This window comes from Streptomyces sp. NPDC043176 (assembly GCF_056436715.1).
This window is the reverse complement of record NZ_JBWKCA010000001.1, coordinates 147,695-174,114: the sequence shown is the minus strand read 5'-3', so window position 1 is coordinate 174,114 and position 26,420 is coordinate 147,695. Positions and strand designations below refer to the sequence as shown.

The window sequence follows — 26,420 nt, the reverse complement described above, 5'->3', positions numbered from 1 at the left end:
GGACGACAGAGGTGACGAAACGCGAAATTACGGAAGTCAGGCAGTGAGCCAGTCGCGGAGCCGTGCCTCGCAGTGGTGGATCCGGTCGACGGGGACGTGCTCGTCCCGCTTGTGCGCGTAGATCGGATCGCCCGGTCCGTAGTTGACGGCGGGGACGCCGAGGGCGCTGAACCGGGAGACGTCGGTCCAGCCGAACTTGGGCTGGGCGCTGCCGCCGACGGCCTTCATGAAGGCCTCGGCGGCCGGGTGGGACAGGCCGGGCAGGGCGCCGGGGCTCTCGTCGTCGACGACGAACTCGGAGATGTCGCAGCCGTCGAAGAACTCCCGGACGTAGGCGAGGGCCTCGGCCGGGGAGCGGTCGGGCGCGTACCGGTAGTTGACGGTGACGGCGCAGGCGTCGGGGATGACGTTGGTGGCGACGCCGCCGGTGATCGCCACGGCGTTGAGGCCCTCGTGGTACTCCAGGCCGTCGATGACGGGCTTGCGCGGCTCGTAGGCGGCGAGGCGGGCGAGGATCGGGGCGGCGGTGTGGATGGCGTTGGAGCCCGTCCAGGAGCGCGCGGAGTGGGCCCGCTCGCCCGCCGTGTGCAGGATGACGCGCAGCGTGCCCTGGCAGCCGCCCTCGACCTGGGCGTCGGAGGGCTCCAGGAGGACGGCGAAGTCGCCCTCCAGCCAGTCGGGGTGCGCGGCGGCGATCTTGCCGAGGCCGTTGAGGTCGGCGGCGACCTCCTCGTTGTCGTAGAAGACGAACGTGAGGTCGCGGTTGGGCTCGGTGACGGTCGCGGCGATCCGCAGCTGGACGGCGACGCCGGACTTCATGTCGGAGGTGCCGCAGCCCCACAGGATGCCGTCCTCGTCGAGCCGCGAGGGCACGTTGTCGGCGATCGGCACGGTGTCGATGTGGCCGGCGAGGACGACGCGCTCGGCGCGGCCGAGGCGGGTCCGGGCGACGACGTTGTTGCCGTACCGGTCGACGGTGAGGTGCGGCAGGAGGCGCAGGGCCTGCTCGATCGCGTCCGCGAGCGGCTGCTCGGTCCCGCTGACGGACGGGAAGTCGACGAGGGCGGCGGTGAGCGCGGCCCCGTCCTGGTACAGGTCGAGGGGGCCGTCGAGCGGGGTGATGTCTGCCATGTGCCGACCCTAACGCGCCCTCCAGTACGGTGGGCCCGTGTCCGAGCCCACCCGCCCCCGCCGTCGCGGCCGCCTCGCCCGTTCCGCGGCCGCCTTCGCCGTGCTCCTCGGCCTGGCCTCCTACGTGGCCGTCCACCAGGTGACGGGGAGCAAGGGCGCGCCACGCTGCACGGTGGGCAGCGGTGAGAACCGGTACGAGTTCACTCCGGAGCAGGCGTCCAACGCGGCGACGATCTCCGCCGTGGGCACGACCAGGGGGCTGCCGGAGCGGGCGGTGACGATCGCGCTGGCGACGGCGCTCCAGGAGTCGGGCCTGCGGAACATCGAGCACGGCGACCGGGACTCGCTGGGCCTCTTCCAGCAGCGGCCCTCGCAGGGCTGGGGGACGCCGGCGCAGATCATGGACCCGGTCTACTCGGCGGGGAAGTTCTACGCGGGCCTGGAGAAGGTCCCGGGGTACTCGCGGCTGCCGCTGACGGTGGCGGCGCAGAAGGTGCAGCGGAGCGGCTACCCGCAGGCGTACGCGAAGCACGAGCCGGACGCCACGCTCCTCTCGGCCGCGCTGACGGGCCGGTCGGCGGCCGCGCTGATCTGTACGACGAGCGAGGTGGAGGGGCCGCCGGGCGATCCCGAGCGGTTCCGCGCGGAGCTGGTGCGCGCCTTCGGCGAGAAGGCGGCCCCGGAGGCGGTGACGGGCGGTCCGAGCGCGGGCCGGTCGGCGTCGGAGCCCGTGGTGCTCACGCTGCCGGTGCGGGCGGCGGGCGGCTCGGCGCCGGGGTCCGGCGCGGACGGGCGGCGCGGCTGGGAGCTGGCGCAGTGGGCGGTGGCGCGGGCGGACGAGCTGCGCGTCGCGGAGGTCGGGTACCGGGACCGGGTGTGGCGGGCGGGCGAGGCCGACGGCGGCTGGTCGAAGTCCTCGGGCGCGCCGGCCGCGGACGACGCGAAGACCGGCGGGGAATCCGGCGTCGAGTACGTCCGCGTCCGCCTCGCGCAGTAGCCGGTCACGCGTACGGTCGTTCACTCGGCGGTGGCACGGCGCCGTCCGGCGCGCGAGGAATTCGACACGCGGCCGGGCCCGAGTTTCCCGGCGTCACTCCACCCCCACAAGTCCCTTGTGACACAAGGGAAGTGACGGTTCGGCAGGCTCCCGCACAATGACGCGTTCGTCCGTTTTCCTCCCCACCCGACAATACGACGCATTGCCAACTCTTTACCTTCGACCTCCGCAACCTCTCCCGCCCCAGGGCCGGTTGTCACTGCGTCCGAACGCACACGTCGCACCTCGTCGAAGGAGCACCATGTCCCTCCCCCTGACCCGCCGGATCGCCCGCGCCGCCCTCCTGATCGCGGCCGGAGCAGCCCCCGTGGTCGGTGCGGCCGGCTCCGCGAGCGCCCTGGACCACGGCATCGTCCCGACCGGCGCCCTCGGCGGCGTCACCGCCCTGGACGCCGCGGGCGCGGGCAACGCCGTCGACAGCGCCTCCCAGACCACCACCGGCGTCGTCGGCGCCGCCGGCGGCCAGGCCGTCGGCACGGCCGTCCCCGCCACGGGCAAGGCCGTCGGCGCCGCCGGCAAGACGGCCACCCCGGCCGCCCAGAAGGTGGCCGGCGACACGGCCGGCAGCGCGGGCGAGGTCGTCGGCAAGACGGCCGGCGCCGCCGCCGAGGGCGCCGAGGCGCCGACCGGGGGCGCCCTCGGCGGCGGCCTCGGGAACCTGCCGACCGGCCAGGCGCTCGGCGCCGCGCCGCTGGGCGGCCTGCCCATCGGCTGACCGGCGCCACGACGCACGGAGGGCCCGGGGAGCTTTCGCTCCCCGGGCCCTCCGGCGTTCCGTACTCAGCCCAGGCGCTTGACGGCCGCCTCGACCCGCTCGTCCGTCGCCGTGAACGCCACCCGCACGAAGCGCTCCCCGGCCTCGCCGTAGAAGTCGCCGGGCGCCACCAGGACGCCCTTCTCCGCCAGGTACGCCACGGTGTCCCAGCACGGCTCGTCCCGGGTCGCCCACAGGTACAGGCTCGCCTCGCTGTGCTCGATCCGGAAGCCGTGCGCCTCCAGGGCCGCCCGCAGCGCCGCCCGCCGGGCCGCGTACCGCTCGCGCTGCTCGGCCACGTGCGCGTCGTCGCCGAGCGCGGCGACCGTGGCCGCCTGGACCGGGGCCGCGGTCATCATGCCGCCGTGCTTGCGGATCCGGAGCAGCTCGCCGAGGACGGCCGCGTCGCCCGCGACGAACGCGGCCCGGTAGCCGGCCAGGTTGGAGCGCTTGGACAGCGAGTGGACGGCGACGATGCCGTCGTAGGAACCGCCGCAGACGTCCGGGTGCAGGACCGAGACCGGGTCGGCCTCCCAGCCCAGCTCCAGGTAGCACTCGTCGGAGAAGACGAGCACGCCGTGCTCGCGCGCCCAGGCCACGATCCGGGTCAGCTCGTCCTTGCCCAGGACCTTGCCGGTCGGGTTGGACGGGGAGTTGAGCCAGAGCAGCTTCAGCCCGGCCGGGTCGAGCTCGGTCGGGTCGTCGTAGACCACCGGCTCCGCGCCGCAGAGCCGCGCGCCGACCTCGTACGTCGGGTAGGCGAGCCGCGGGTACGCCACCTTGTCCCCGGCGCCGAGCCCCAGCTGCGTCGGCAGCCAGGCCACCAGCTCCTTGGAGCCCACCACCGGCAGGACGTTCTCGTGGGCGAAGCCCACCGCGCCGAGGCGCCGCCCGCACCAGCCGGTGAGCGCGTCCCGCAGTTCCTTCGTCCCCCACACCGTGGGATAGCCCGGCGAGTCCGCCGCCGCGACCAGGGCGTCCTGGATCAGCGCGGGGACCGGGTCGACGGGGGTGCCGACGGAGAGGTCCACGATTCCGTCCGGGTGCGCCTGGGCCGTCTTCTTGTACGGCTCCAGCTTGTCCCAGGGGAAGACGGGCAGGCGCGAAGAGACTGCGCTCACGGGTTGGCTCTCACTTCCTCTTGCGTACGGGAAAACGCCTCGGTCCCGTACGGCAGCCGAGGCCGTACGGGACCGGATGCGGTCGATCAGCCGTTCTGCGGCGGCAGGGCGGCGATGAACGGGTGGTCCCGCTCGATCTCGCCGAGCTTGGAGGCACCACCGGGCGAACCGAGGTCGTCGAAGAACTCGACGTTCGCCTTGTAGTAGTCCTTCCACTCCTCCGGGGTGTCGTCCTCGTAGAAGATCGCCTCGACCGGGCAGACCGGCTCACAGGCCCCACAGTCGACGCATTCGTCCGGGTGGATGTACAAGGACCGCTTGCCCTCGTAGATGCAGTCGACGGGGCACTCCTCGATGCACGCCTTGTCCTTCACGTCGACACAAGGCTGCGCGATGACGTAGGTCACGCTGTCGTTCCTCCTCGATAGGGCTGGTCTGCGCGGGAGCGCGGCGTCGTCGATGCCCGCCCCTAGTATCTCCGTTCTTGGGTGCGATCCGAACAGGAGGGGCGGAGAAGCTGTGGAATTCACCGGCGGAGGGCGCCTTGAGGTCCGCATCACCAGCGCTGACGTGGGAAAACGTGTCTCCGTTCGGTGCGTGACGGGGATGTCGGCCGCGGGCGGGAAATACACCGATGCGGTCGGAGTTCTCACATCATGGGACTCCGGTGTGCTCCTGATCACACGCAAGGACGGTGAAGGCGTCCGGATCGCGGAGTCCTCGCTGGTCGCGGGGAAGGTCGTGCCGGCCGCCCCGGCCCGCCGCCGCGGCCCCTCCGCGACCTTCCCCGAACTCGCCAGGGCCACCGCGCGCGCGTGGCTGCCGCTGGAGAGCGAGGCGCTCGGCGACTGGACGCTCAGGGCCTCCGACGGGTTCACCCGCCGGGCCAACTCGGCGCTTCCGCTCGGGGAGCCCGGGCTGCCGGTGGCCGAGGCGCTGATCCGCGTGCGGGACTGGTACGCGGCCCGGAGCCTGCCCGCGTACGTCCAGACCGCGACCGGCGCCGAGGGCACGCAGGAGCTCCTGTGCGCCGAACTCGACCGCCACGGCTGGCGGCGCGAGGTCTCCGCCGAGGTGCGCGTCGCCGCCCTGGCCCCGATCGGCGACCTCGACGCCGACGTCTCCGCCGTACGCCTCTCGCGAACGGTCGACGACGCCTGGCTGAGCCGCTACCGGCGCTTCGCGGAGGCGGGCCCGGCGGTCCGGTCCGTCCTCGCCTCCGGGCCGAGTGTGTGGTTCGCGTCCGTGGCGGGCACGGGTGGGGTACCGGCGGCCATCGGCCGCTGCGTCGTGGACGGGCGCTGGGCCGGCTTCATGGCCGTCGAGGTCGACCCGGACCAGCGGCGCCGCGGCCTGGCGACGTCCGTCATGACGGCCCTCGCCCGACAGGCGCTGGACGAGGGCGCGTCGGCGGCCTGGCTCCAGGTGGAGACGGACAACGACGGCGCGCGGGCGCTGTACGACGGGATGGGCTTCGCGGCCCACCACCACTACCACCACTACCGATGGGCGGAGGCGTGACGGCGGAGGGACCACCGGACGGGGACGACGACTGGCGGCGGGAGTTCGCCGAGGAGGCGCGGGCGGAGCGGCCCGACCTGGCGCGGCTGTGCCTGCTGGTCGGGGCGGTGGCCGACCCCGCCGTGACCCGGCGCGACCTCGACGAGGCCGAGATCGAACTCGACCGCCTCGCCGGGCTCGTCCCGTACGCCACGCGGATCACCGGCGGCTGGGCGGCCGAGCTCGCGGCGCTCCTCGGCGTCCGCGAGGGCTTCGAGGGGGTGCCGGCGGACTACCAGCGCCTGGAGTCCTCGCTCCTGCACGAGGTGCTCCGGCGGCGGCGGGGTCTGCCGATCCTGCTCTCCGTGGTCTGGATGGAGGTCGCCCGCCGGGCCGGCGCCCCCGTGTACGGCCTCGGCCTGCCCGGCCACTTCGTCGTGGGCTTCGGCGACCCGGCCGACCTGAACCTCGCCGACCCGTTCGCGGGCGGGCGCGCCATGACCGGCGCCGACGCCGAGCTCCTGGTGGCGAGCGCGACGGGCGAGGCGCTCGACCGTTCGATGCTCCGCCCGGCCGAGCCCGGCGCGATCGTGCTGCGCATCCTGAACAACATCCGCGCCTGGGCCGCGTCCCGCCCCGAGCGCTCCGACGTGGCCCTGTGGGCGGTGGAGCTCTCCCTGCTGCTCCCCTCCCATCCGGCCAGGCTCCGCTACGAGCGTGCCGAACTCCTCGTCCAGCGCGGGGAGTTCCTGACGGGCGCGCGGGAGATGGAGGCGTACGCGCAGGTGATGGACGCGGTGGACCCCGACTCGGCGACCACCATCCGGCGCCGCGCCCAGGCGGCGAGGGCCCTGCTCAACTAGGTTCCGTCCGGAAGGCCCCGCCCGGCTCCGCCTTCCGGACGGGCCCGGCGGCCGCCCACGCGTCACGCCCGGGCCCCGGCGCGGGCGGGGGCAGAATGCGGGCATGCCACTGACCGCGGACATCCTCGTCGCCCTCGTCGCCCTGCTGCACGCCTACATCCTGGTGATGGAGATGTTCCTGTGGGAGAAGGAGACCGGGCGGGGGTTCTCCGGCTTCGACGCCCGGATGGCCCGGGCCACCGCGCCCATGGCCGCCAACCAGGGCCTCTACAACGGCTTCCTCGCCGCAGGCCTGGTCTGGGGCCTCGTCGCGGACGACCCGACCGGCTTCGGCGCCCAGGTGTTCTTCCTGTCCTGCGTCGTCGTCGCGGGCCTCTACGGCGCCGCCACCGCCAACCGCCGCATCCTGTTCGCCCAGGCCCTGCCCGGCGCGCTCGCCCTCTCCGCCGTGCTCGTGGCGCACTGACCCTCCTGGCGCGGACACTCCTGACGCGCCCCGCGCCGCCACGCGCCCGCGTCCCCACGCGGCGAGCCCCCGTCCCGGGAGGGGACGGGGGCTCGGACGCCGGGGCGGGTGCGGTCAGCCTTCGCCGCTGAGGTCGATCGTCTTGGTCCGCTCGGCGAGGGTCTTGCCGCGGAGGGCGTCGCGCATCACGAAGGCGACGTCGTCGGCGGAGACCTCGTGCTTGGTGCCGTCGCCCTTGGTGATCATGATGCCGTCGAAGGCGCCGTCGAGGAGCCGGTCGATCGCCTTCTTGTCGTAGACCTCGACCAGGTGGCCGTCGACGGCCTTCATGGAGAGGATCTGCGGCAGGGAGCGCGCCGGACCGAAGTCGATCTTCTTGCCGCCCGCCTGGATCCGGATCAGGCCGGACATGGCGGGCGTCGCGAACTCCTTCATCGCCCGGTCCAGCTCGGCCTGGGTGATCGTCGGCTGCCGGGTGGTGACCGGGAGTTCGACGAGCCGGCCCTGGCCGGTCTCGACCTGGGCGCGGAAGGCGTCCTGGACGGAGATCATCGAGCGCTGGACGTCCAGGCCCTTGCCGGGCTTGCCCGGCACCGCGGTCACCTTGTTCGGCGCGAAGAGGATCGTGCCCTCGGTCGCCGAGGCCGAGCTGCCCGCCAGGTCGGTGAGGGCGACCGCCAGCTTCTCCTTGTCGACCGGGAAGACCGGCCGGGCGATCCGCTCGCCGCCGAAGAGGGAGCCGATGACGGAGACCGGGTTGTAGTCGCTGCCGGCCGCCGCGCGGACGGTCTCCTGGCTGTCCAGCGCCAGGCCCGCCTTGTCGGGGGCCAGCTGGACCCTGTCGCCGCCGATGCCGAGCTGGAGCGGCGCGTGGGCGCGCGTGCCGAGGGCCGCCTCCAGCTTGTTGACGGCCTCCTCCTTCGTGCCGCCGCCGATGTCCACCCCGAGGACGGTGGTGCCCTTCGGGACGTCGGAGTGGTTGAGGAGGAGCCCGGCGCCGTACGCGACGCCGGCCAGGCCGAAGACGCCGGCCGCGACGAGGACCAGCTTGGAGCGGCCCTTCTTCGCCGGGGCGCGGGCGGGCGCGGGCGCCGGACGCGGCGCCGGGGCGGGCGCGGGGCTCGCCTGCTCGTCGAGGCGCGGGGTGGGGTTCGGCCGGGCCGCGGTCGGCGGGACCACGGGGATGCCGCTGGTGAGCGTGTCCCCGGAGACGTGGCCGGCGCCGCCGTCGGCCTGCGCGGCCCGTCCGGGCCCGGACGGCCGTCCGGCCGCCGGGGCGGGCGCCTGCGGCGTGAGGATCGCGGTGTCGTCCGACATGCGGGGGGCCGCGCCGCCGGGGAACGGGGAGCCCGCCCCCTGCGCCGGGGACTGTCCCTGCGGCCGGCCGGGGACCTGGCCCTGGAAGGGGCCGGGGCCGCCGAGGTTCGCGGTGCCGGTGACGGGCCCGGTGGTCGGGCCCGCGGGGGCCGCGGGGCCGTGGTGGGCGGGCGTGCCGCCGGCGGGGGTGCCGGTGTACCTCGGCGTGCCGCCGGCCGGGGTCCCGTCGTACCTCGGCGTGCCGCCGGCCGGGGTCCCGTCGTACCTCGGCGTGCCGCCCGCGGGCGTCCCGTCGTACCCGGGGATGCCGCCGGCCGGGGTCCCGTCGTACCTCGGCGTGCCGCCCGCGGGGGTGCCGGTGCACATCGGGGTTCCGCCGGCCGGGGTCCCGTCGTACCTCGGGGTGCCGCCGGCGGGGGTGCCGCTGTCGTAGAGGGGGTTGCCGGTGGCCTGGGCCGGGGTGACCGGGCGGCTCGACGGGGTGCTGCCGACGGTCGGGACGCCGGAGGTCGCCGAGCCGGCGAAGCCGGTGCCCTGGGTGTCCGGGCCGGGGGCCTGCGGGGCGGGCTTGAGGCTGGGCGCCGGGGCGGCGGGCAGGGCCGGGGCGGCGGGCGCGGGGGCCGCCGCCTTGCGCGGGGCGAACCAGTCGCTGGTCCCCTTCGCCTTCGGGGCCTCCTCGGCACGCGGCGGCTCCGGGGCGGCCGCGGGCGCGGGCTCCGGCTCGGCGGCGGGGGCCGGCTCGGGCTCGGGCTCCGCGGCGGGTGCCTCGTTGACCGTCTGGCGGACCACGACCGGCGGGATCGGACGCGAACCCGGGATGTTGATCCGGATCCGGGTCGTCAGGGTCGTCTCCGTCTTGGGCTCCTCCGGCGGCGCGGGCGCGGCAGGGGTCTCCTCCGGCGCGTCCTGCGTGGGGTGGAGCGACGGATACTGGCGGGATCCGTACGGCGGTGTACCCGAGGGGTACGCGGCTCCACCGCGCCCCTGGGCGCCGGAGGACGAATTGTCAGTCTCTCGACCAGATTCACGACTCAAAGCAGGATCTCCCGGTTGGCTCCACCGCCCGCTCTTGCAGATGCTCGTGTAACCCGGGCGGTTCGGCGGCGCGCACCACCATACTGTCCGCCGCCGTCTCGCACCCGATCCCCCGGTGACGTACGACGGTCATTCCGGCCGAAGTCGGGACGTCCCCGGACTCAAGTAGTCCTGTTCAGGGGGTCGGTCGCGGCAGCCGGGAGAGCGTGGTGCACATCACAGCGACGGCCATTCCCCCGAAGAGGTAGACCAGCTCGCCGACGCCTCCGCCGAACACCCCGTCGCCCTCGGGGCGTCCGAGGCTGAGCAGGACGATCACGACGAGCCAGCCGCCGCCGGCCGCGGCGACGGCGACCTGGGTGCCGGTGGCCCGCAGCCCGCCGTAGAAGAGGGCGGCGGTGGCGAGCAGCGCGAGGAACAAGCCGCCGGGGAACCAGGCCGCTTGGACCAGGGCGCCGGCGGCGGCGACGAGGGCGCCGAGGACGACCAGAAGGGCATACCAGGCATATCGGACGGCCGGGGAGGGCATCGCGGCGCTCACGCGGTCACCCCCGCGAAGAGGTCGGTCTCGCGGACGCCGGCGGGGGCGCCGGAGGTGCCCTGGGCCAACTCGTAGTACTCGGTGGTGAGGATCGGCTGGCCGAGGTCGTTGGAGAGGGCGAAGAAGGGACCGTCGACGGCGACTTGGGTGGCGTGCGCGGCCATGGCGGCGCTCTTGCGGGCCGCGTGCTCGGGAGCGGCCTCGATCTCGGCGGTGATCCGGTCCTCGTCGACGACGCCGGGGACGTCGTCGACGGCCGCGACGGCAGGGAAGGCGGAGCCCTCGGCGCGGAGCCGGGCGAACCCTTCCTCGACGACCGGCCGGGGCACGCGGTTCCAGTAGACCTTGGCGATCGTGTGGGCGGGACCGAGGTCGGGCCGGTAGCCGGGATCGGCGGCGAGTTCGGCGGCGCGGGTGGCGACCCGGTGGGCCTGGATGTGGTCGGGGTGTCCGTAGCCGCCGTCGGGGTCGTAGGTGACCAGGACCTGCGGGCGGATCTCGCGGATCACCTCGACGAGGTACGGGGCCGCGGTGTCGACGTCGGTGTTCCAGAACGCGGTGTCGCGCCTGTTCTGCTCGACGCCCATCATTCCGGAGTCGCGGAAGCGACCGGGGCCACCGAGGAAGCGGTGGTCGGTGACGCCCAGCTCGCGCATCGCGGCGGCGAGTTCGCCCACGCGGTGCGGGCCGAGCCGGTCCTCCCGGTCGGGGGCCAGATGGGCGAGGTCGGGCGGGATGACCTCGCCCTCCTCGCCGAGCGTGCAGGTGACCAGGGTGACAAGGGCGCCCTCGGCCGCGTACCTGGCCATGGTGGCGCCGTTGTTGATCGACTCGTCGTCCGGGTGCGCGTGCACGAGGAGCAGACGACGGGCGGGGAGATCGGTCATGTCCCCACCCTACGAGACCCCTCCCGCGCGAGTTCCGAACCCCGGGGCCCGGCCGGGGCGGAACCCCTCCGGGTCAGAACTTGAGGCCGCCGATCATGCCCGCCACGTTCGTGGTGAAGGTGCTGATCGACGAGGCCATGGACGAGCTCGCCAGGTAGAAGCCCAGGAGCGCGCAGACCGCCGCATGTCCAGCCTTCAGCCCGGATTTCCGGATCAGCAGGAAGACGACGATCGCCAGCAGCACCACCGCCGAAATCGAGAGTGCCACGGCGGTTCACCTCCACACTTCTTCGGTCGGATATTCGAGCGGACAGGGCAGCGCGCATGTGCCAGTCGGGTACATACCCACCTAGCGCTACGGATCATAACTATCCGTGCCATCGCATCGATCGGCGGACGGAGGCACGCGGGGGGCGCACAGCGCTACTTTCGGCCTCATGACCTCGACTCCACAGCAGCCGGCCACCCCCCGGGCCCCGCTCTCCTTCCCGCGCCAGCTCGCCCGGACCCAGCGGTTCACCCTGGGCGCTCCGCGGGGGTTCTCGGTCTCCCCGGACGGGGAACGGGTGGTGTTCGTCCGCTCCGGTTCGGGCGCCGACCGCTCGCACCGGCTGTGGGTGCTCGACCTGCCGCCGGGCGGCGATCCGGTGGAGCGGCTCGTCGCCGACCCGGCGGTGCTGCTCGCGGGCGCCGAGGAGGAGCTGTCGCCGGAGGAGCGGGCGCGCCGGGAGCGGAGCCGGGAGGGCTCCGGCGGCATCGTGACGTACGCGGTGGACGGGGCGGTGGAGCTGGCGGCGTTCGCCCTGTCGGGACGGTTGTTCGCGGCGGAACTGCGGGCGGGGACGGCTCGGGACCTGGAGGTGCCGGGCCCGGTCGTCGACCCCCGCCCCTCACCGGACGGGCGGCTCGTCGCGTACGTCACGGAGGGCGCGCTGCGGGTGGTGGGCGCGGACGGCTCGGGCGACAGGGAACTCGCCGCTCCGGAAGACGGGCACGTCTCCTACGGATTGGCCGAATTCATCGCCTCCGAGGAGATGGGGCGCGACCGCGGCTACTGGTGGTCCCCGAGCGCGGATCGACTGCTCGTGGCGCGGGTGGACGACCGGCCGGTGCGGCGCTGGTGGATCGCGGACCCGGCGCATCCGGAGCGGGAGCCGCAGCGGGTGGGGTACCCGGCGGCGGGGACGGCGAACGCGGAGGTGCGGCTCCTCCTGGTGGGCCTCGACGGGGCGCGCGCCGAGGTGGTGTGGGACCGGGAGCGGTATCCGTACCTCGCGCGGGTGCACTGGTCGGCCGCCGGGGCGCCGCTGCTGCTGGTACAGACCCGGGAGCAGCGGGAGCAGGCGTTCCTGGCGGTGGACGTGGAGTCGGGGACGACCTCCGTCGTGCGGGTGGAGGCGGACCCTGCGTGGCTGGAGCCGCACCGGGGGGTGCCCGCGTGGGGGCCCGGTGGCGGGCTCGTGCGGATCTCGGACGAGAGCGGGGCGCGCGTCCTGGCCGTCGGCGACGACGCGTGGACGGGCGCGGACCTGCACGTGCGGGCGGTGCTCGACGTCGGCGCGGACGACGTGCTCGTGTCGGCGTCGGCGGGCGAGGCGGCGGCGCGGCCGGAGACCGGCGAGATCCACGTGTACCGGGTGTCGGCGGCGAAGGGGGCCCGGCGGCTCTCGGAGGGCGTCGGGGTGCACGCGGCCGTGCGCTGCGGGGCGGTCGCGGTCCTGGTGTCGGCGCGGCCCGGCGAGCCGGGGAGCGTGGCGCGGGTGCTGCGGGACGGCGAGCAGGTCGCGGTGGTGGCCTCGGACGCGCAACGGCCGGTGATCTCCGCCCGGGTGCGGCTCACCGAGGCCGGTGCCCGGCGCATCCCGTGCGCGGTGCTGCTGCCCTCGGGATACGAGGAGGGCGACGGGCCGCTGCCGGTCCTGATGGATCCGTACGGCGGTCCGCACGGGCAGCGGGTGGTCGCGGCGCACAACCCGTATCTGACGTCCCAGTGGTTCGCCGACCAGGGCTTCGCGGTGATCGTGGCCGACGGGCGGGGCATGCCGGGCCGCTCCCCCGCCTGGGAGAAGGCGATCCTGCGGGACCTGACGCCGACGCTCGACGACCAGGTGGAGGCGCTGCTCGCGCTGGCCGGGCGGTTCCCGCTCGACCTGGGGCGGGTGGCGGTGCGCGGCTGGTCGTACGGCGGCTATCTGGCGGCCCGGGCGGTGCTCCAGCGGCCCGATGTCTTCCACGCGGCGGTCGTGGGCGCGCCGGTGGCGGACTGGCGGCTGTACGACACCCACTACACGGAGCGGTACCTCGGCACCCCGCAGGACGACCCGGAGGTGTACGCGGCGCAGTCGCTGCTGAGCGACGACGGGCTCACGGCTGCCGAGGGCCCGGCCCGGCCGATGATGATCGTGCACGGGCTCGCCGACGACAACGTGGTGGTGGCGCACGCGCTGCGGCTGTCCTCCGCCCTGCTGGCGGCGGGCCGGCCGCACGAGGTGCTGCCGCTGTCGGGGGTCACGCACATGACCCCGCAGGAGCAGGTGGCGGAGAACCTGCTCCTGCTGCAGGTGGACTTCCTGAAGCGGGCGCTCGCCTCGGCGGGGTGACGGGCGCCCCCGGCGGCCGGCCCGGTCACCACCCCGGCGGCGGCGGGGAGGGCGGGGCCGGGGGCAGCGCCCCGGCCGGCCCGTAGGAGCCGTACGGGCCGGGCCGGCCGTACGGCGTGTGCGGGCCGTACGGCCCGTACGGGGCGGGTGCGGGGTCCTGGGTGCCGCGCGCGGCGAGGAGGACGAGCACGGCGATGCCGGCGAGGAGTCCGAAGACGGCGCTGAGGAGGCTCAGTTGCTGGGCGGTGGGGAGCTCGTCGGCGTGGGTGACCAGTTCGTACCGGACGGCCCGCGCCACCTCGGCGAGACCGCCGGCCGTCAGGAATCCGCCGGCGAGCAGGCCGAACGCCCTGGTGTGGCGGGCCCGGGCGAAGGCGGAGCCGGCGGCCGTGGCGTACAGGCCGACGAGCATCACCGCCAGCCAGCCGGGCGGCGGCGCGAGGGCCGGCTTGACGACGGAGCGGCCGCCGGTGAGCCGGTCGACGGTGACCTCGGCCGGCAGTTCGCTCGCCCAGTACACCTCCCACACCGTCAGGACGGCGGCGGCGACCCCGAGGAGGATGCCGGCGGCGACGGCACGGCCCGTGGGGGGCCGGGTGGGGAGTTGTTCGTACGCGGCGGTCGCCGGGCGCCGGCCCGCCGCGGCGGTGACGACCAGACCGGCGGCGAGGGCCAGTTCGGCGAGGGCCGTGACCAGGGCCCCGCTGTCCGGCGCCCACAGCCCGGGCAGCCGCAGGGCGAGCGTGACCGTGCCGGTGGCGGCGAGGGCGGAGGCCGCGTGCCGGGACCGCAGGGCGGCGACGGCGCCGGCCGCGGAGACGGCGAGCAGCACCGGGTCGGTGAGCGAGGTGGCGGCCCGCCCCCGCATCAGGAAGAAGTGGTCCCCGGCCCAGTACCACGCGAGGTCGGTGGGCGACCCGAGGGCGGCGAGGTCCTTGAGGATCCACACGGCGGTGATGAGGGCGAGCGCGGCGCAGAGCGCGGCGCCCGTGAGACGTGCCGGTCGTGTCACAGTCACGGACCCGATACTCACGGTCGCGACCGACCGAAACAAGCGGTTCCGCATGTACGGCGGAAGACGGGTGCGCCACGGCGGGGCCGCGGGCCGGGACGGGATGCGGCCGGCCGGGACGCGCGAGGCGCCCGGCCGGCCTACGGCACCCGCACGGCCGTACGCATCCGAGCCTGCCGTGTCCGTATATCGGAGAAGATTCGGGCAAGTTGCCCTCGGGTTAAAGGAACTTGGGCCCCTTCCCGCCGGGCGGCTCGCGGCCCGGGCCCCGCTCGCCGGGCCCCGCTCCGGTGTCCTCCGGCGGGACCACCTGCTTCTCCTCGGCGAAGTGGCAGGCCGACGGGTGCCTGGCCGGGCTTTCGGTGAGCCGGAAGGCGGCCGGGACGGCGAGTTCGGGGACCTCCAGGGCGCAGCGCTCCTGGGCCTTCCAGCAGCGGGTGCGGAAGCGGCAGCCGGACGGGATGGCGGCCGGCGAGGGGACGTCGCCGGTGAGGATGATCCGCTCGCGGTGCGCGCGGGCCTCCGGGTCCGGCACCGGCACGGCGGACAGCAGCGCCTGCGTGTACGGGTGCGTGGGGTGGTCGTAGATCTCGGCGTCGGTGCCGATCTCGACGATCCGGCCGAGGTACATGACGCCGACCCGGTCGGAGATGTGCCGGACGATCGAGAGGTCGTGGGCGATGAACACGTACGACAGGGAGAACTCGGTCTGGAGGTTCTCCAGGAGGTTGACGACCTGCGCCTGGACGGAGACGTCGAGCGCCGAGACCGGTTCGTCGGCCACGATGATCTCGGGCTGGAGCGCGAGGCCGCGGGCGATGCCGATGCGCTGGCGCTGGCCGCCGGAGAACTGGTGCGGATAGCGGTTGATGTACTCCGGGTTGAGGCCGACGACGTCCAGGAGGTCCTGGACCTTGCGGCGCCGGTCGCCCTTGGGGGCGACCTCGGGGTGGATCTCGTACGGCTCGCCGATGATGTCGCCGACCGTCATGCGCGGGTTCAGCGAGGTGTAGGGGTCCTGGAAGACCATCTGGATGTTGCGGCGGACGGCCTTGAGGGCGCGCGGGGAGAGCTTGCTGATGTCCTCGCCCTTGTAGCGGATCTCGCCCGCCGTCGGCCGCTCCAGGTTGACCAGCATCTTCGCGACGGTCGACTTGCCGCAGCCGGACTCGCCGACGATGCCGAGGGTCTCTCCGGCGGCGAGGTCGAAGTCGACCCCGTCGACCGCCCGGACGGCGCCGACCTGCTTCTTGAACAGGACGCCCCGGGTGAGCGGGTAGTGCTTGTGCAGGCCCCGGACTTCGAGAATCGCCTCAGCCATGGAGGCACTCCTTCCAGAAGTGGCAGGCGCTGGCGCGCCGCACCGGGGACTCGGTCACGTCGTAGAGCGGGGGCACGTCGGTGCGGCAGCGGTCCCTGGCCAGGGGGCAGCGGGGGTTGAAGGCGCAGCCGGGCGGGATGTTCAGCAGGTTGGGCGGCAGGCCCTTGATCGCGTAGAGCTGCTGGCCCTTCTGGTCCAGGCGGGGGATCGATTCGAGGAGGCCCTTGGTGTAGGGGTGGGCGGGGGCCTTGTAGATCTCGTGGACGGGGGCGCGTTCGACGATCCGGCCCGCATACATGACGGCGATCTTGTCGGCGACGTCGGCGACGACGCCGAGGTCGTGGGTGATCAGGATGAGGCCCATGTTCAGCTCGCGCTGGAGCTCGGCGAGGAGGTCCATGACCTGGGCCTGGACGGTGACGTCGAGGGCGGTGGTCGGCTCGTCGGCGATGATCAGCTCGGGTTCGAGCGCGAGCGCCATCGCGATCATGATGCGCTGGCGCATGCCGCCGGAGAACTGGTGGGGGTACTGGCCGACGCGCTCCTTGGCGGCGGGGATGCGGACCCGGTCCATCAGCTCGACGGCCTTGGTCCGGGAGTCCTTGCGGGACATGCCCTTGTGGACCTGGAACATCTCGCCGAGCTGGTCGCCGACGCTGACGACGGGGTTGAGGGAGGACAGCGCGTCCTGGAAGACCATCGCCATCTTGGCGCCGCGGATCCTGCGCCGCTCCTCCTCCTTGAGCTTCAGCAGGTCCTGGCCCTGGAAGAGGATCTCGCCCTGGGTGATCTTCCCCGGGGGGATGTCGAGGATGCCCATGACGGCCTGGGCGGTGACCGACTTGCCGGAGCCGGACTCGCCGAGGACGGCGAGGGTCTCCCCGGCGTCGACCGAGTAGTCGACGCCGTTGACGGCCTTGGCGACCCCGTCCCGGGTGTGGAACTCCACGTGCAGGTCACGCACTTCGAGCAGCATGGGTCCCTACCTCAGCTTCGGGTCGAGGGCGTCGCGGACGGCGTCGCCGAGCATGATGAAGGCGAGCACGGTGATGGCGAGCGCGCCGGCCGGCCAGAGCAGCATGTGGGGCGCGTTGCGGATGTACTGCGACGCCGAGGAGATGTCGATGCCCCAGGAGACGGTCGGCGGCTTCAGGCCGACGCCGAGGTACGACAGGGTCGCCTCGAGCGCGATGTACGTGCCGAGGGCGATGGTGGCGACGACGATCACCGGCGCGATGGCGTTGGGCGTGATGTGGCGCAGCATCATCCGGGAGTTGGAGGCTCCCAGGGCGCGGGCCGCCTGGACGTAGTCGTTCTGTTTGGCGGTGATGACGGAGCCGCGGGCGATGCGGGAGAGCTGCGGCCAGCCGAGGAGCACCATGAAGCCGATGACGGGCCAGACGGTGGAGCTGGTCACGACGGAGAGCAGCACGAGGCCGCCGAGGACGACGGGGATGGCGAAGAAGACGTCGGTGATCCGGGAGAGGAAGCCGTCCCAGGCGCCGCCGAAGAAGCCGGCGAGCCCTCCGAGGATGCCGCCGAGCACGGCGACGCCGAGGGTGGAGAGGACGCCGACGGTCACGGACGTCCGGGCGCCGTAGACGGTGCGGGTGTAGACGTCGCAGCCCTGGCCGTTGAAGCCGAAGGGGTGGCCTGGCTGGGAGCCCTCCTGGGCCTTGGACAGGTCGCAGTCGAGGGGGTCTCCGGAGGCGATCAGCTGGGGCCAGATGGAGATGACGACGAGGAAGAGGATGACCAGGCCCGACACGATGAAGATCGGGTTGCGGCGCAGGTCGTGCCAGGCGTCCGACCACAGCGAGCGGGGCTTCTTGTCGGGGCCGGTGCCCTGCGGGTCGCCGGGCCTCGCCTCCAGGGTCTCCCCTTCGGCCGTCGCCAGGTCGGACGCGCCGCCGGCGCCGGTCGGGGCGATGGCGCGGCCCTCTTCGTACGACTCAAGCGGCTCGGGCTGCTCAGGCATAGCGAATCCTCGGGTCAAGGACGGCGTACAGGAGGTCGACCAGGAGGTTGGCCAGCAGGAACACCAGGACGAGGATGGTCACGAAGCCGACCACGGTCTGGGTGTTCTGCCGGACGATGCCCTGGTAGAGCTGGTAGCCGACGCCGTGGATGTTGAAGATCCGTTCGGTGACGATGGCTCCGCCCATGAGGGCGCCGACGTCGGCGCCGATGAACGTCACGACGGGGATGAGGCTGTTGCGCAGCAGGTGACGGCTGATGACCCGGCGGCGGGGCAGGCCCTTGGCGACGGCCGTGCGGACGTAGTCGGCGCGCTTGTTCTCGGCGATCGAGGTCCGGGTGAGCCGGGTGACGTAGGCGAGCGAGACCGAGGCGAGCACCAGGCCGGGCACGATGAGCTCGCTGAAGGGCGCCTCGGGCGAGACGGCCGGCTTGATCCAGCCCCACTTGACGCCGAGGAGCAGCTGGATGAGCAGGCCGGTGACGAAGGTCGGGACGGAGAGGACGACCAGGGTCAGCAGCAGGACGGAGGTGTCGACGGGGCGGCCGCGCTTGAGGCCGGTGACGACGCCGAGGCTGATGCCGATGACGATCTCGAAGAAGATCGCGACGATGGTGAGCCGGATGGTGACCGGGAAGGCGCTGGCCATCAGCTCGGTGACGGGCTGGCCGTTGAAGGCGGTGCCGAAGTCTCCGGTGAAGACGTTGCCCATGTAGGTCAGGTATTGCTGCCAGACGGGCTTGTCGAGACCGAACTCCTTCTCCAGCTGGGCGGCGGTCGCCGGGTCGCACTGGCGGTCGCCGCACAGTCCGGCGATGGGATCGCCCATCACGTTCACCATCAGGAAGATCAACAGCGTGGCGCCGAAGAAGACCGGGATCATCTGCAGCAGCCGCCGGATCACATATCGACCCATGAGGGGCTCCGGGGGTTGGCTCCGGGGAGAGGACTGGGGAAGGCGTACGGCCCGGCGGCGCGGGGGTCCGCGGGCCGGGCCGTACGCCTCCGACCTGCTACGACGTCAGTTGACCTTGATCTGGTCGTAGACCGGGACGCTGAACGGGTTCAGGGAGACGTTGCTGACCCGCTCCGAGTAGCCGGCGCTGCCGTTCTGGTACCAGAGCGGGATGGCGCCCATGTCGTCCCGGAGGACTTCCTCGGCCTGCTGGAAGAGCCCGATGGCCTTCGCGGTGTCCGCCTCGGCGTTGGCCTGGTTCACCAGCTTGTCGAACTGGGGGTCCGAGTACTTTCCGTCGTTGGACGAGGCGTTGGTGTAGTACAGCGGCTGGAGGAAGTTCTGGATGAGCGGGTAGTCCATCTGCCAGCCGGCCCGGAAGGGGCCGTCCATCTTCGACTGGGTGACCTGGTTGCGGAAGTCGGCGAAGGTGCCGACCGGGTTGCCGACGCAGGCCGTGTTGTTGCCGAGGGCCCGGTTGATGGAGTTGCAGACCGCGTCGACCCATTCCTTGTGGGAGCCGGTGTCGGCGTTGTACGAGATCTTCATGGTGCCGCCGGGGATGCCGCCGCCCTCGGCGACGAGCTTCTTCGCCTCCGCGGCGTCGTACTTGCAGAAGTCGCCGCAGACGTCCTTGAACCCGCCGTCCTCGCCGAGGACCGGTGAGGTCCAGTCGACGGCGGGGGTCCGGGTCTTCTGGAAGATCGTCTCGGTGATCTGGTTGCGGTCGATCGCCATGGAGAGACCCTGCCGGAGCTTCTCCTGTCCGGGCTTGTTCCAGGCCGGGTCGTAGAACGGGAAGGACAGGGTCTGGATGATGCCGGCCGGGACGTTGATGTAGCGGTCGCCGAGGTCGGCCTCGACGTTCTTCAGCTGGGAGGCGGGCACGTCGTCGACGAGGTCCAGGTTGCCGGCCGTCAGGTCCGTGTAGGCGGTGTTGTTGTCGGTGTAGACCTTGAGGGTGATGCCGCCGTTCTGGGCCTTGTCGGTGCCGGGGTAGGAGTCCCAGCGCTTGAGGGCCATCTGGGAGCCCTTGGAGTACGAGTCGACGGTGTACGGGCCGTTGCCGATGGGCTTCGACAGCCAGGCGGCGTGGTCCGTGTAGAAGGCCTGCGGGAGCGGGGAGAAGGCCGCGTAGCCCAGAGTGATGGGCCAGGTGGAGAACTTCTGGGTGAGCTTGACCGTGAAGGTCTGGGGGCCCGTGACCTTGAGGCCGGACATCGTCTCGGCGGTCGGTTCGCCCTTCTCGGGGTGGACCTGGTCGTAGCCCTCGATCTGACCGAAGAAGTAGGCGTTCTTCTGGTTGTTCTTCAGGTGGGCGCCGTAGTTCCAGGCGTCGACGAAGGACTTGGCGGTGACCTTCTCGCCGTTGGAGAAGGTCCAGCCGTCCTTGACCGTGATGGTGAAGTTGGTCGAGTCGCTGGTCTCGATCTTCTCGGCGAGCATGTCCTTGGCCTCGCCGGTCTTCGGGTCGTACTGCTTGAGACCGCGGAAGATCATGGAGAGGACCTTGCCGCCCTGGACCTCGTTGGTGTTGGCGGGCTCCAACGGGTTCTGCGGGTCGCCCCACGAGGAACTCACGATGCCGTCGGCACCTCCGCCGCCGCCGCTGTCGTCGCCGCCACCGCAGGCGGTCGCCGCGAGGGCGACGGCGGTGGCCAGTGCGGCCCACTTGGCGTGCGTGGCTCCGCGCATGGAGTGCCTCCCATATGTCCTGAGTCTCACTTAGGCCCCAATATCACCTCGCATGGGCGGTTGTGCATTTTCAGGGCACCCGTACGGATGCCCCGCCGTCGGCGCATGACGAAGGGGCGCCCCCGGTCCGTGTGGACCGGGGGCGCCCCTTCGTCATGCGCTCGGTGCGTCAGTGCGTCGGAACGACGTTCTTCTCCTCGGCGAAGTGGCACGCGGAGAAGTGCGCGGCCGGGCCGTCGTGCCCCTTGAAGCGCGCCGGGATCGCGAGGACCGGCGCCTCCTGGGAGCACTTCTCCTGCGCCTTCCAGCAACGGGTGCGGAAGCTGCAGCCCGACGGCGGGTTCGCCGGCGAGGGGACGTCACCGGTCAGGATGATCCGCTCGCGGTGCGCGCGGGCATCCGGGTCCGGCACCGGCACCGCGGAGAGCAGCGCCTGGGTGTACGGGTGCGTCGGGTGCTCGTAGATCTGCTCGTCCGTACCGATCTCGGCCATCTTGCCGAGGTACATGACGCCGACGCGGTCCGAGATGTGCCGGACGATCGACAGGTCGTGCGCGATGAAGATGTAGGAGAGGTTGAACTCGTCCTGGAGCTTCCCCATCAGGTTGATGACCTGCGCCTGGACGGAGACGTCCAGGGCCGAGACCGGCTCGTCGCAGATGATGATCTCGGGGTTGAGCGCGAGACCGCGGGCGATGCCGATGCGCTGGCGCTGACCGCCGGAGAACTGGTGCGGATAGCGGTTGATGTACTCCGGGTTCAGACCGACGACGTCGAGCAGCTCCTGCACCTTGCGGCGCCGGTCGCCCTTGGGGGCCACCTCGGGGTGGATGTCGAAGGGCTCGCCGATGATGTCGCCGACCGTCATGCGCGGGTTCAGCGAGGTGTACGGGTCCTGGAAGACCATCTGGATGTTGCGGCGGACGGCCTTCAGCGCGCGCCCGGACAGCCTGGTGATGTCCTGGCCCTTGTAGAAGACCTCGCCGGCGGTGGCCCGCTCCAGGTTCATCAGGAGCTTGGCGACCGTGGACTTGCCACAGCCGGACTCGCCCACGATGCCGAGGGTCTCGCCCTGGTAGAGGTCGAAGGAGACCCCGTCCACGGCCTTGACCGCACCGACCTGCTTCTTGAACAGGATGCCCTGCGTCAGCGGGAAGTGCTTCTGCAGGTTGCGCACCTGGAGGATCGGCTCGCCGCGGCCCACAGGGGCGTCGAGAGCGGCGGCCACGGCCTCGTCGTTCGTGCTGAGGTCAGCCATGGATCGTCTCCTTCCAGAAGTGGCAGGCGCTCTTGCGGCCCGGGAGGTCCGCGCCGTTCTGCTCGGTGACCGGCACCAGGGCCGGGATCTCCGTGCGGCAGAGGTCGTCGGCCTTGGGGCAGCGCGGGTTGAAGGCGCAGCCGGTGGGCACCTTGAGCAGGTTGGGCGGCAGGCCCTTGATCGCGTAGAGCTCCTGGCCCTTCTGGTCCAGGCGCGGGATCGAGTCCAGCAGACCGCGGGTGTACGGGTGCGCGGGACGCTTGTACAGCTCGTGCACCGGCGCCTGCTCGACGATCCGGCCGGCGTACATCACGGCGATCTTGTCCGCGACGTCGGCGACGACGCCGAGGTCGTGGGTGATCAGGATCAGGCCCATGTTGTATTCCTGCTGGAGCTCCGCGAGGAGGTCCATGACCTGGGCCTGGACGGTCACGTCGAGAGCCGTGGTGGGCTCGTCGGCGATGATCAGGTCCGGCTCCAGGGCGAGCGCCATGGCGATCATGATGCGCTGGCGCATACCACCGGAGAACTGGTGGGGGTAGTCGGAGACCCGCGCCTTGGCGGCGGGGATCTTGACCTTGTCCATCAGCTCGATGGCCTTGACCTTGGCGTCCTTCTTGGACATGCCGTGGTGCACCCGGAACATCTCGCCGAGCTGGTAGCCGACGGTGAGGACCGGGTTGAGGGAGGACAGCGCGTCCTGGAAGATCATCGCGATCTTCCGGCCGCGGATCTTCCGGCGCTCCTCCTCGGACATCTTGAGCATGTCCTCGCCGCGGAACAGGATCTCGCCCTGCGGGATCTTGCCCGGCGGCATGTCGAGGATGCCCATGATGGCCTGGGCGGTGACGGACTTGCCGGAGCCGGACTCGCCGAGGACGGCGAGGGTCTCGCCGGCGTTCACCGAGTAGTTGACACCGTTGACCGCCTTGGCCACACCGTCACGGGTGTGGAACTCGACGTGCAGGTCGCGGACTTCGAGCAGCGGACCGGTGTGGTCGCCGCCGCGCGGCGCCGGGACGGCCGCGGTCTTGTCGATGATGCTCATCTTTTACGCCCTCCTCAGCGCAGCTTGGGGTCGAGGGCGTTGCGGACGGCTTCGCCGAGCATGATGAACGCCAGAACGGTGATGCTCAGCATGATCGAGGGCCAGAGCAGGACGTGCGGGGCCACTCGGATCTGGGCGACACCGGCGGAGATGTCGACACCCCACGAGACGGTGGGGGCGGCGAGGCCGAGACCCAGGTAGGACAGGGTCGCCTCGGCCGAGATGTAACCGCCGAGCGCGATGGTCGCGACGACGATGACGGGGGCCATGGCGTTCGGCAGGATGTGCCGGAAGAGGATCCGGGTCGTGCCGGCGCCGAGGGCCTTCGCCGCGTGGACGTAGTCGGCCTGCTTGACGGTGATCACGGCACCGCGCATGACGCGGGTGATCTGGGTCCAGCCGAGGAACGCGAGGGCGAAGACGACGACCCAGACGGTCCGCTCGACGAAGGCCTGCAGGACGACCATGGCGCCGAGCAGGAACGGGATGCCGAAGAAGACGTCGGTGAGCCGGGACAGGACGGCGTCGATCATGCCGCCGAAGTAGCCCGAGATCATGCCCATGATGCCGCCGACGACGGTGACGATCGCGGTGACCGCTATGCCGACCGTGACGGAGGCGCTGGTGCCGTGGATCAGTCGGGCGTAGACGGAACGGCCCTGCTGGTCGTAGCCGAGCCAGTCCGGCGAACCGACCTTGGTCAGCTCGGGCTTGCTCAGGAAGTGGTGGACCAGGTCACCGGCGGTCGGGGACGCGCTGGTGAAGAGGGTCGGCCACGCCGAGATCAGCAGCAGCAGCGCGATCAGCACCGACGAGACGATGAAGTACGGGTTGCGGCGGAGGTCGGCCCAGGCGTCGCCCCAGAGGCTGCGGGCCTTCTCCGGCTTCTCCACCGGCACGGACGCGTCCACCGAGGGGGTGGCGACGGCGCCCTGGGCTGCGGTGGCGGTCTTGGTCACGTCAGGCATACCGGATCCTCGGGTCCAGGACCGCGTACAGCAGGTCGATGAGCAGGCTGGTGACGAGGTAGACGATCACCAGGATGGTGACCAGGCCGACCAGGGTGGCGCCTTCACGACGGGAGATCGACTCGGCGATGACACCGCCGACACCCTTGATGTTGAAGATCGACTCGGTGACGATCGCGCCGCCCATGAGGGCGCCGATGTCGGTGCCGAGGAAGGTGATCACGGGGATCATCGAGTTGCGCATCAGGTGGACGCCGATGACGCGGCGGCGCGGCAGGCCCTTGGCGACGGCCGTGCGCATGTAGTCGGCGCGCAGGTTCTCCGCCATGGACGTACGGGTCAGGCGCGCCACGTACGCGAGGGAGAGGAAGCCGAGCACGATGGCCGGCGCGATCAGCTCGCCCCACTGCGGCTCGGTGCTGACGTTCGGGTCGATCCAGCCCAGGTTGAAGGCGAAGACCATCTTGATGATGAAGCCGAGGACGAAGACCGGGATCGAGATGATCAGCAGGGTGAAGATCAGGATCAGGTTGTCCGCGAGACGGCCGGCACGCAGGCCGCCGATGACACCCAGGCCGATGCCGAAGATCAGCTCGATGGCGAACGCCAGGGTGGCCAGCTGGAGGGTGATGGGGAACGCGTCGCCCAGCACATCGGTGACCGGCAGACCGTTGCGGATCTGGGTGCCGAAGTCCAGGTGCAGGAGCATGTCCCGCATGTAGAACAGGTACTGCTGCCATGTCGGCTTGTCGAGACCCAGCTCGTGGCGCTTGGCGGCGAGCGTCGCCGGGTCGGCGCCCTTGTCGCCGAACATCGCCAGCACGGGGTCACCGGGCAGGCTGTGCACCATGAGGAAGATCAGCAGGGTCGTCCCGAGGAATACCGGGATCATCTGGAGCAGTCGTCGTGCGACATAACGCCCCATCATGCCTCCGTTGAGATGTGACAGCGGCAACCAACGGGCCCTCCCCCGACACGGCACGCCCGGATATCAGGCATGGGTTGTCTGGGAAGGGCCCCCCGGCCGCTGCGTAAGGCACCGTCACGGGGCTGACGCCCTGTCAGCCCCGTGGCGGCGTGCGGACTACGCTTGGGTGATTACTTCTTGACCTCGACGGTGTCCAGGATCGGGTCACCGTCCTGGCCGTACGTCACACCGGAGACCTTCTCCGAGTGGCCCGCGTTGACCTTGTAGTACCAGAGCGGGATCGACGGCATGTACTTGACCAGCTCCTTCTCGACAGCCTGGTACTGCTTGACCGACTGCTCGAGGGTGGGAGCGGAGTCCGCCGCGAGGATCTTGGCGTCCAGCTCCTTGACGGAGAAGCCGCCCTGGTTGCCCGCCGCGGTGGTCAGGAACAGGTCCTTGATGAAGTTCGAGTTCACCGGGTAGTCGAGCGACCAGGCGGACCGGTACAGGGACTTGACCTGCTTCTGCTTGCGGGCAGTCAGGTCGGCCTGGAAGTCGGTCTTGCTGTCGCCGACGCACGCGACGCTGGTGGACTGGGTGATGCTGTTGCAGACAGCGTCGACCCACTCCTTGTGACCGCCATCCGCGTTGAACTGGATGAAGATCTTGTTGCCCGGAACGCCGCCGCCGGCCTTGATGAGCTCCTTGGCCTTGGCCGGGTCGAACTTGGTGACCTCGCCCGCCGCGTTCTCCTGGTAGCCCAGGATGCCCTTCGGGACCCAGCCGGTCGCCGGCTCGCGGGTGCCCTGGAGCACGGTCTTGGTGATGGTGGCGCGGTCGATCGCCATCGAGAGGCCCTGGATGACGCGGACGTCGACCGGCTTCGGCTTCTTCCACTGGTCGGCGTAGAACGCGACCGCGATGGACTGGATCGCCGCGTGGTCGGCGTCGATCGCGCGGTTGCCCAGGTCCTGGTGGTAGACCGGGAGGTCCTTCGGACCGATCTGGCGGATGACGTCGAGGTTGCCCGACTTCAGGTCCTCGTAGGCGGTCTCGAGGGTGGTGTAGTTCTTGAAGATCACACCACCGTTCTTCGCCTTGTTCGGGCCCTTGTAGCCGTCGAAGCGGACGATCTCGATCTGCTTCTTGTGGTCCCAGCTCTTGAACTTGTAGGGACCGTTGCCGACCGGCTTCTCGGCGGCGGCCTTCGGGTTCGCGTAGAAGGACGCGGCGAGCGGCGCGAACGGGGTGTACGCGAGCTTGTGACCGAAGTACGGGACGGCCGCGGTCAGCTCGATGGTGAAGGTGTTGTCGTCCTGCACCTTCAGGCCGGCCAGGGTCTTGGCGGTCGCCTTGGCGCCCTCCGCGTCCGGGTGCACCTTGTCGTAACCGACGATGTCGGAGAACCACGAGGAGAGGCCCATGGCGTTGTCGATGTGCGCGTTCCAGTTCCACGCGTCCACGTAGGACTTCGCGGTGACCGGGGTGCCGTCGTGGAAGGTCCAGCCCGGCTTGAGCTTGACGGTCCACGTCTTCGAGTCGGTCGTGGTGAGCGACTCGGCGTTGACCATCTCCAGCGAACCGTCGGCCTTGTAGGCGACGAGGTTCGAGTAGATCGCCTTCATCACGCCGGCGCCGTTCGACTCCATCGTGTCGCCGGTGTACAGCAGCTTCTCGGGCTCACCAAGGTCGGTGGTGAAGATCCCGTTCGGGTCCACAGCGCCCTTGGCGTCCGAGCCGCCGTCACTCTTGCCCCCGCCACAGGCGGTAGCAGCCAGGGCGACGATGATCGCGCCCGTTACCCACTTGGCGCTCTTGGCACCGCGCATGGGTTCCTCCTCATGAGTCCACTATGTCGCTACATGGGGGGCACTTCGAGTGCTGCCGACACCCCTGACGGCGTTGCACTCATGTGCCCCAAGTGTGCTCGTGAGTCGGCACTCCCCACAGTGCGTGACCCATTGACCCGAGCTCAATGGAGCCAACTATTAAGTACGTCCGGG

General features: G+C 71.6%; 24 protein-coding genes. 6 read left to right on the top strand and 18 right to left on the bottom strand.

What is annotated here, in order from left to right; genetic code table 11:
* Positions 1-36: 36 nt before the first annotated feature.
* Positions 37-1,131, bottom strand: coding sequence for a succinyl-diaminopimelate desuccinylase (dapE, locus tag AC067A_RS00790; protein ID WP_478612617.1), 1,095 nt, complete (start codon positions 1,129-1,131; stop codon positions 37-39).
* Between the two features lie 37 nt (positions 1,132-1,168).
* Here dapE and AC067A_RS00785 point away from each other — a divergent pair, with 37 nt between their 5' ends.
* Together AC067A_RS00785 and AC067A_RS00780 are read left to right on the top strand one after the other, a co-directional pair.
* Positions 1,169-2,128 carry a VldE C-terminal domain-containing protein gene (locus AC067A_RS00785; RefSeq protein WP_478612614.1) on the top strand — a complete coding sequence of 320 codons (960 nt, stop codon included), beginning with the start codon at positions 1,169-1,171 and terminating at the stop codon, positions 2,126-2,128.
* Positions 2,129-2,429: 301 nt separating this feature from the next.
* Positions 2,430-2,903 carry an ATP-binding protein gene (locus AC067A_RS00780; protein ID WP_478612611.1) on the top strand — a complete coding sequence of 158 codons (474 nt, stop codon included), beginning with the start codon at positions 2,430-2,432 and terminating at the stop codon, positions 2,901-2,903.
* 65 nt (positions 2,904-2,968) lie between these two features.
* Here the strand turns inward: AC067A_RS00780 and AC067A_RS00775 are convergent, their stop codons facing one another.
* Both AC067A_RS00775 and fdxA read right to left on the bottom strand, forming a co-directional pair.
* Entirely contained in the window at positions 2,969-4,063 is a 1,095-nt protein-coding gene (locus AC067A_RS00775; protein ID WP_478612608.1) for a bifunctional succinyldiaminopimelate transaminase/glutamate-prephenate aminotransferase, read from the bottom strand.
* An 86-nt stretch (positions 4,064-4,149) separates the two neighbouring features.
* Positions 4,150-4,470, bottom strand: coding sequence for a ferredoxin (gene fdxA, locus AC067A_RS00770; RefSeq protein ID WP_030207635.1), 321 nt, complete (start codon positions 4,468-4,470; stop codon positions 4,150-4,152).
* Positions 4,471-4,582: 112 nt separating this feature from the next.
* Here fdxA and AC067A_RS00765 point away from each other — a divergent pair, with 112 nt between their 5' ends.
* The 3 genes from AC067A_RS00765 to AC067A_RS00755 all read left to right on the top strand — a co-directional run bounded on the left by AC067A_RS00765 (position 4,583) and on the right by AC067A_RS00755 (position 6,892).
* The gene (locus AC067A_RS00765) at positions 4,583-5,584 is read left to right on the top strand and encodes a GNAT family N-acetyltransferase (protein ID WP_478612605.1); all 1,002 of its coding nucleotides are present in this window, start codon (positions 4,583-4,585) and stop codon (positions 5,582-5,584) included.
* Complete coding sequence (locus tag AC067A_RS00760) at positions 5,569-6,426, top strand: transglutaminase family protein (protein ID WP_478612602.1); 858 nt, start codon at positions 5,569-5,571, stop codon at positions 6,424-6,426. The genes AC067A_RS00765 and AC067A_RS00760 overlap by 16 nt, the downstream gene beginning before the upstream one ends.
* A gap of 103 nt (positions 6,427-6,529) precedes the next feature.
* Complete coding sequence (locus AC067A_RS00755; protein ID WP_478612600.1) at positions 6,530-6,892, top strand: DUF1304 domain-containing protein; 363 nt, start codon at positions 6,530-6,532, stop codon at positions 6,890-6,892.
* 114 nt (positions 6,893-7,006) lie between these two features.
* On the opposite strand, the gene AC067A_RS00750 is transcribed toward AC067A_RS00755, so the two are convergent.
* The 4 genes from AC067A_RS00750 to AC067A_RS00735 form a co-directional block, all read right to left on the bottom strand.
* On the bottom strand, positions 7,007-9,244 hold the full coding sequence (locus AC067A_RS00750) for a peptidoglycan binding domain-containing protein (protein ID WP_478612597.1): 2,238 nt from the start codon (positions 9,242-9,244) through the stop codon (positions 7,007-7,009).
* A 175-nt stretch (positions 9,245-9,419) separates the two neighbouring features.
* Positions 9,420-9,773: a DUF6113 family protein gene (locus AC067A_RS00745; protein ID WP_478613468.1), complete on the bottom strand. Its 354-nt coding sequence runs from the start codon at positions 9,771-9,773 to the stop codon at positions 9,420-9,422.
* Positions 9,774-9,781: 8 nt separating this feature from the next.
* Complete coding sequence (gene mshB / locus AC067A_RS00740; protein WP_478612594.1) at positions 9,782-10,672, bottom strand: N-acetyl-1-D-myo-inositol-2-amino-2-deoxy-alpha-D-glucopyranoside deacetylase; 891 nt, start codon at positions 10,670-10,672, stop codon at positions 9,782-9,784.
* A 73-nt stretch (positions 10,673-10,745) separates the two neighbouring features.
* Positions 10,746-10,940 (bottom strand): hypothetical protein, encoded by a 195-nt coding sequence (locus tag AC067A_RS00735; protein ID WP_478612591.1) that lies wholly within the window; start codon positions 10,938-10,940, stop codon positions 10,746-10,748.
* Between the two features lie 169 nt (positions 10,941-11,109).
* On the opposite strand from AC067A_RS00735, the gene AC067A_RS00730 reads away from it, so the two are divergent.
* Complete coding sequence (locus AC067A_RS00730; protein WP_478612588.1) at positions 11,110-13,272, top strand: S9 family peptidase; 2,163 nt, start codon at positions 11,110-11,112, stop codon at positions 13,270-13,272.
* Positions 13,273-13,297: 25 nt separating this feature from the next.
* Here the strand turns inward: AC067A_RS00730 and AC067A_RS00725 are convergent, their stop codons facing one another.
* The 11 genes from AC067A_RS00725 to AC067A_RS00675 all read right to left on the bottom strand — a co-directional run bounded on the left by AC067A_RS00725 (position 13,298) and on the right by AC067A_RS00675 (position 26,246).
* Positions 13,298-14,290, bottom strand: a complete 993-nt coding sequence (locus AC067A_RS00725; protein ID WP_478612585.1) for a hypothetical protein — start codon at positions 14,288-14,290, stop codon at positions 13,298-13,300.
* Between the two features lie 214 nt (positions 14,291-14,504).
* Positions 14,505-15,605 (bottom strand): ABC transporter ATP-binding protein, encoded by a 1,101-nt coding sequence (locus AC067A_RS00720; RefSeq protein ID WP_478612582.1) that lies wholly within the window; start codon positions 15,603-15,605, stop codon positions 14,505-14,507.
* The gene (locus AC067A_RS00715; RefSeq protein ID WP_478612579.1) at positions 15,598-16,581 is read right to left on the bottom strand and encodes an ABC transporter ATP-binding protein; all 984 of its coding nucleotides are present in this window, start codon (positions 16,579-16,581) and stop codon (positions 15,598-15,600) included. Before AC067A_RS00715 ends, AC067A_RS00720 begins: the two co-directional genes overlap by 8 nt.
* Before the next feature lie 6 nt (positions 16,582-16,587).
* Positions 16,588-17,583 (bottom strand): ABC transporter permease, encoded by a 996-nt coding sequence (locus tag AC067A_RS00710; RefSeq protein ID WP_478612576.1) that lies wholly within the window; start codon positions 17,581-17,583, stop codon positions 16,588-16,590.
* Positions 17,576-18,499, bottom strand: a complete 924-nt coding sequence (locus AC067A_RS00705) for an ABC transporter permease (protein ID WP_478612573.1) — start codon at positions 18,497-18,499, stop codon at positions 17,576-17,578. Before AC067A_RS00705 ends, AC067A_RS00710 begins: the two co-directional genes overlap by 8 nt.
* Positions 18,500-18,604: 105 nt before the next feature.
* On the bottom strand, positions 18,605-20,233 hold the full coding sequence (locus tag AC067A_RS00700) for a peptide ABC transporter substrate-binding protein (protein ID WP_478612570.1): 1,629 nt from the start codon (positions 20,231-20,233) through the stop codon (positions 18,605-18,607).
* Between the two features lie 169 nt (positions 20,234-20,402).
* The gene (locus AC067A_RS00695) at positions 20,403-21,491 is read right to left on the bottom strand and encodes an ABC transporter ATP-binding protein (protein ID WP_478612567.1); all 1,089 of its coding nucleotides are present in this window, start codon (positions 21,489-21,491) and stop codon (positions 20,403-20,405) included.
* Positions 21,484-22,539: an ABC transporter ATP-binding protein gene (locus tag AC067A_RS00690; RefSeq protein ID WP_033201321.1), complete on the bottom strand. Its 1,056-nt coding sequence runs from the start codon at positions 22,537-22,539 to the stop codon at positions 21,484-21,486. The genes AC067A_RS00695 and AC067A_RS00690 overlap by 8 nt, the downstream gene beginning before the upstream one ends.
* Before the next feature lie 14 nt (positions 22,540-22,553).
* Positions 22,554-23,507 carry an ABC transporter permease gene (locus tag AC067A_RS00685; protein WP_478612564.1) on the bottom strand — a complete coding sequence of 318 codons (954 nt, stop codon included), beginning with the start codon at positions 23,505-23,507 and terminating at the stop codon, positions 22,554-22,556.
* On the bottom strand, positions 23,500-24,432 hold the full coding sequence (locus AC067A_RS00680) for an ABC transporter permease (RefSeq protein ID WP_478613465.1): 933 nt from the start codon (positions 24,430-24,432) through the stop codon (positions 23,500-23,502). The genes AC067A_RS00685 and AC067A_RS00680 overlap by 8 nt, the downstream gene beginning before the upstream one ends.
* A 173-nt stretch (positions 24,433-24,605) precedes the next feature.
* Entirely contained in the window at positions 24,606-26,246 is a 1,641-nt protein-coding gene (locus AC067A_RS00675) for a peptide ABC transporter substrate-binding protein (protein ID WP_478612562.1), read from the bottom strand.
* Positions 26,247-26,420 lie beyond the last annotated feature (174 nt).

Bases quoted from the DNA above. Each gene is read 5' to 3' on its own strand.
- dapE (WP_478612617.1), bottom strand. From the start codon at position 1,131: ATGGCAGACATCACCCCGCTCGACGGCCCCCTCGACCTGTACCAGGAC.
- AC067A_RS00780 (WP_478612611.1), top strand. From the start codon at position 2,430: ATGTCCCTCCCCCTGACCCGCCGGATCGCCCGCGCCGCCCTCCTGATC.
- AC067A_RS00760 (WP_478612602.1), top strand. From the start codon at position 5,569: ATGGGCGGAGGCGTGACGGCGGAGGGACCACCGGACGGGGACGACGAC.
- AC067A_RS00755 (WP_478612600.1), top strand. From the start codon at position 6,530: ATGCCACTGACCGCGGACATCCTCGTCGCCCTCGTCGCCCTGCTGCAC.
- AC067A_RS00745 (WP_478613468.1), bottom strand. From the start codon at position 9,773: ATGCCCTCCCCGGCCGTCCGATATGCCTGGTATGCCCTTCTGGTCGTC.
- mshB (WP_478612594.1), bottom strand. From the start codon at position 10,672: ATGACCGATCTCCCCGCCCGTCGTCTGCTCCTCGTGCACGCGCACCCG.
- AC067A_RS00730 (WP_478612588.1), top strand. From the start codon at position 11,110: ATGACCTCGACTCCACAGCAGCCGGCCACCCCCCGGGCCCCGCTCTCC.
- AC067A_RS00720 (WP_478612582.1), bottom strand. From the start codon at position 15,605: ATGGCTGAGGCGATTCTCGAAGTCCGGGGCCTGCACAAGCACTACCCG.
- AC067A_RS00715 (WP_478612579.1), bottom strand. From the start codon at position 16,581: ATGCTGCTCGAAGTGCGTGACCTGCACGTGGAGTTCCACACCCGGGAC.
- AC067A_RS00710 (WP_478612576.1), bottom strand. From the start codon at position 17,583: ATGCCTGAGCAGCCCGAGCCGCTTGAGTCGTACGAAGAGGGCCGCGCC.
- AC067A_RS00705 (WP_478612573.1), bottom strand. From the start codon at position 18,499: ATGGGTCGATATGTGATCCGGCGGCTGCTGCAGATGATCCCGGTCTTC.
- AC067A_RS00700 (WP_478612570.1), bottom strand. From the start codon at position 20,233: ATGCGCGGAGCCACGCACGCCAAGTGGGCCGCACTGGCCACCGCCGTC.
- AC067A_RS00695 (WP_478612567.1), bottom strand. From the start codon at position 21,491: ATGGCTGACCTCAGCACGAACGACGAGGCCGTGGCCGCCGCTCTCGAC.
- AC067A_RS00690 (WP_033201321.1), bottom strand. From the start codon at position 22,539: ATGAGCATCATCGACAAGACCGCGGCCGTCCCGGCGCCGCGCGGCGGC.
- AC067A_RS00685 (WP_478612564.1), bottom strand. From the start codon at position 23,507: ATGCCTGACGTGACCAAGACCGCCACCGCAGCCCAGGGCGCCGTCGCC.
- AC067A_RS00680 (WP_478613465.1), bottom strand. From the start codon at position 24,432: ATGGGGCGTTATGTCGCACGACGACTGCTCCAGATGATCCCGGTATTC.
- AC067A_RS00675 (WP_478612562.1), bottom strand. From the start codon at position 26,246: ATGCGCGGTGCCAAGAGCGCCAAGTGGGTAACGGGCGCGATCATCGTC.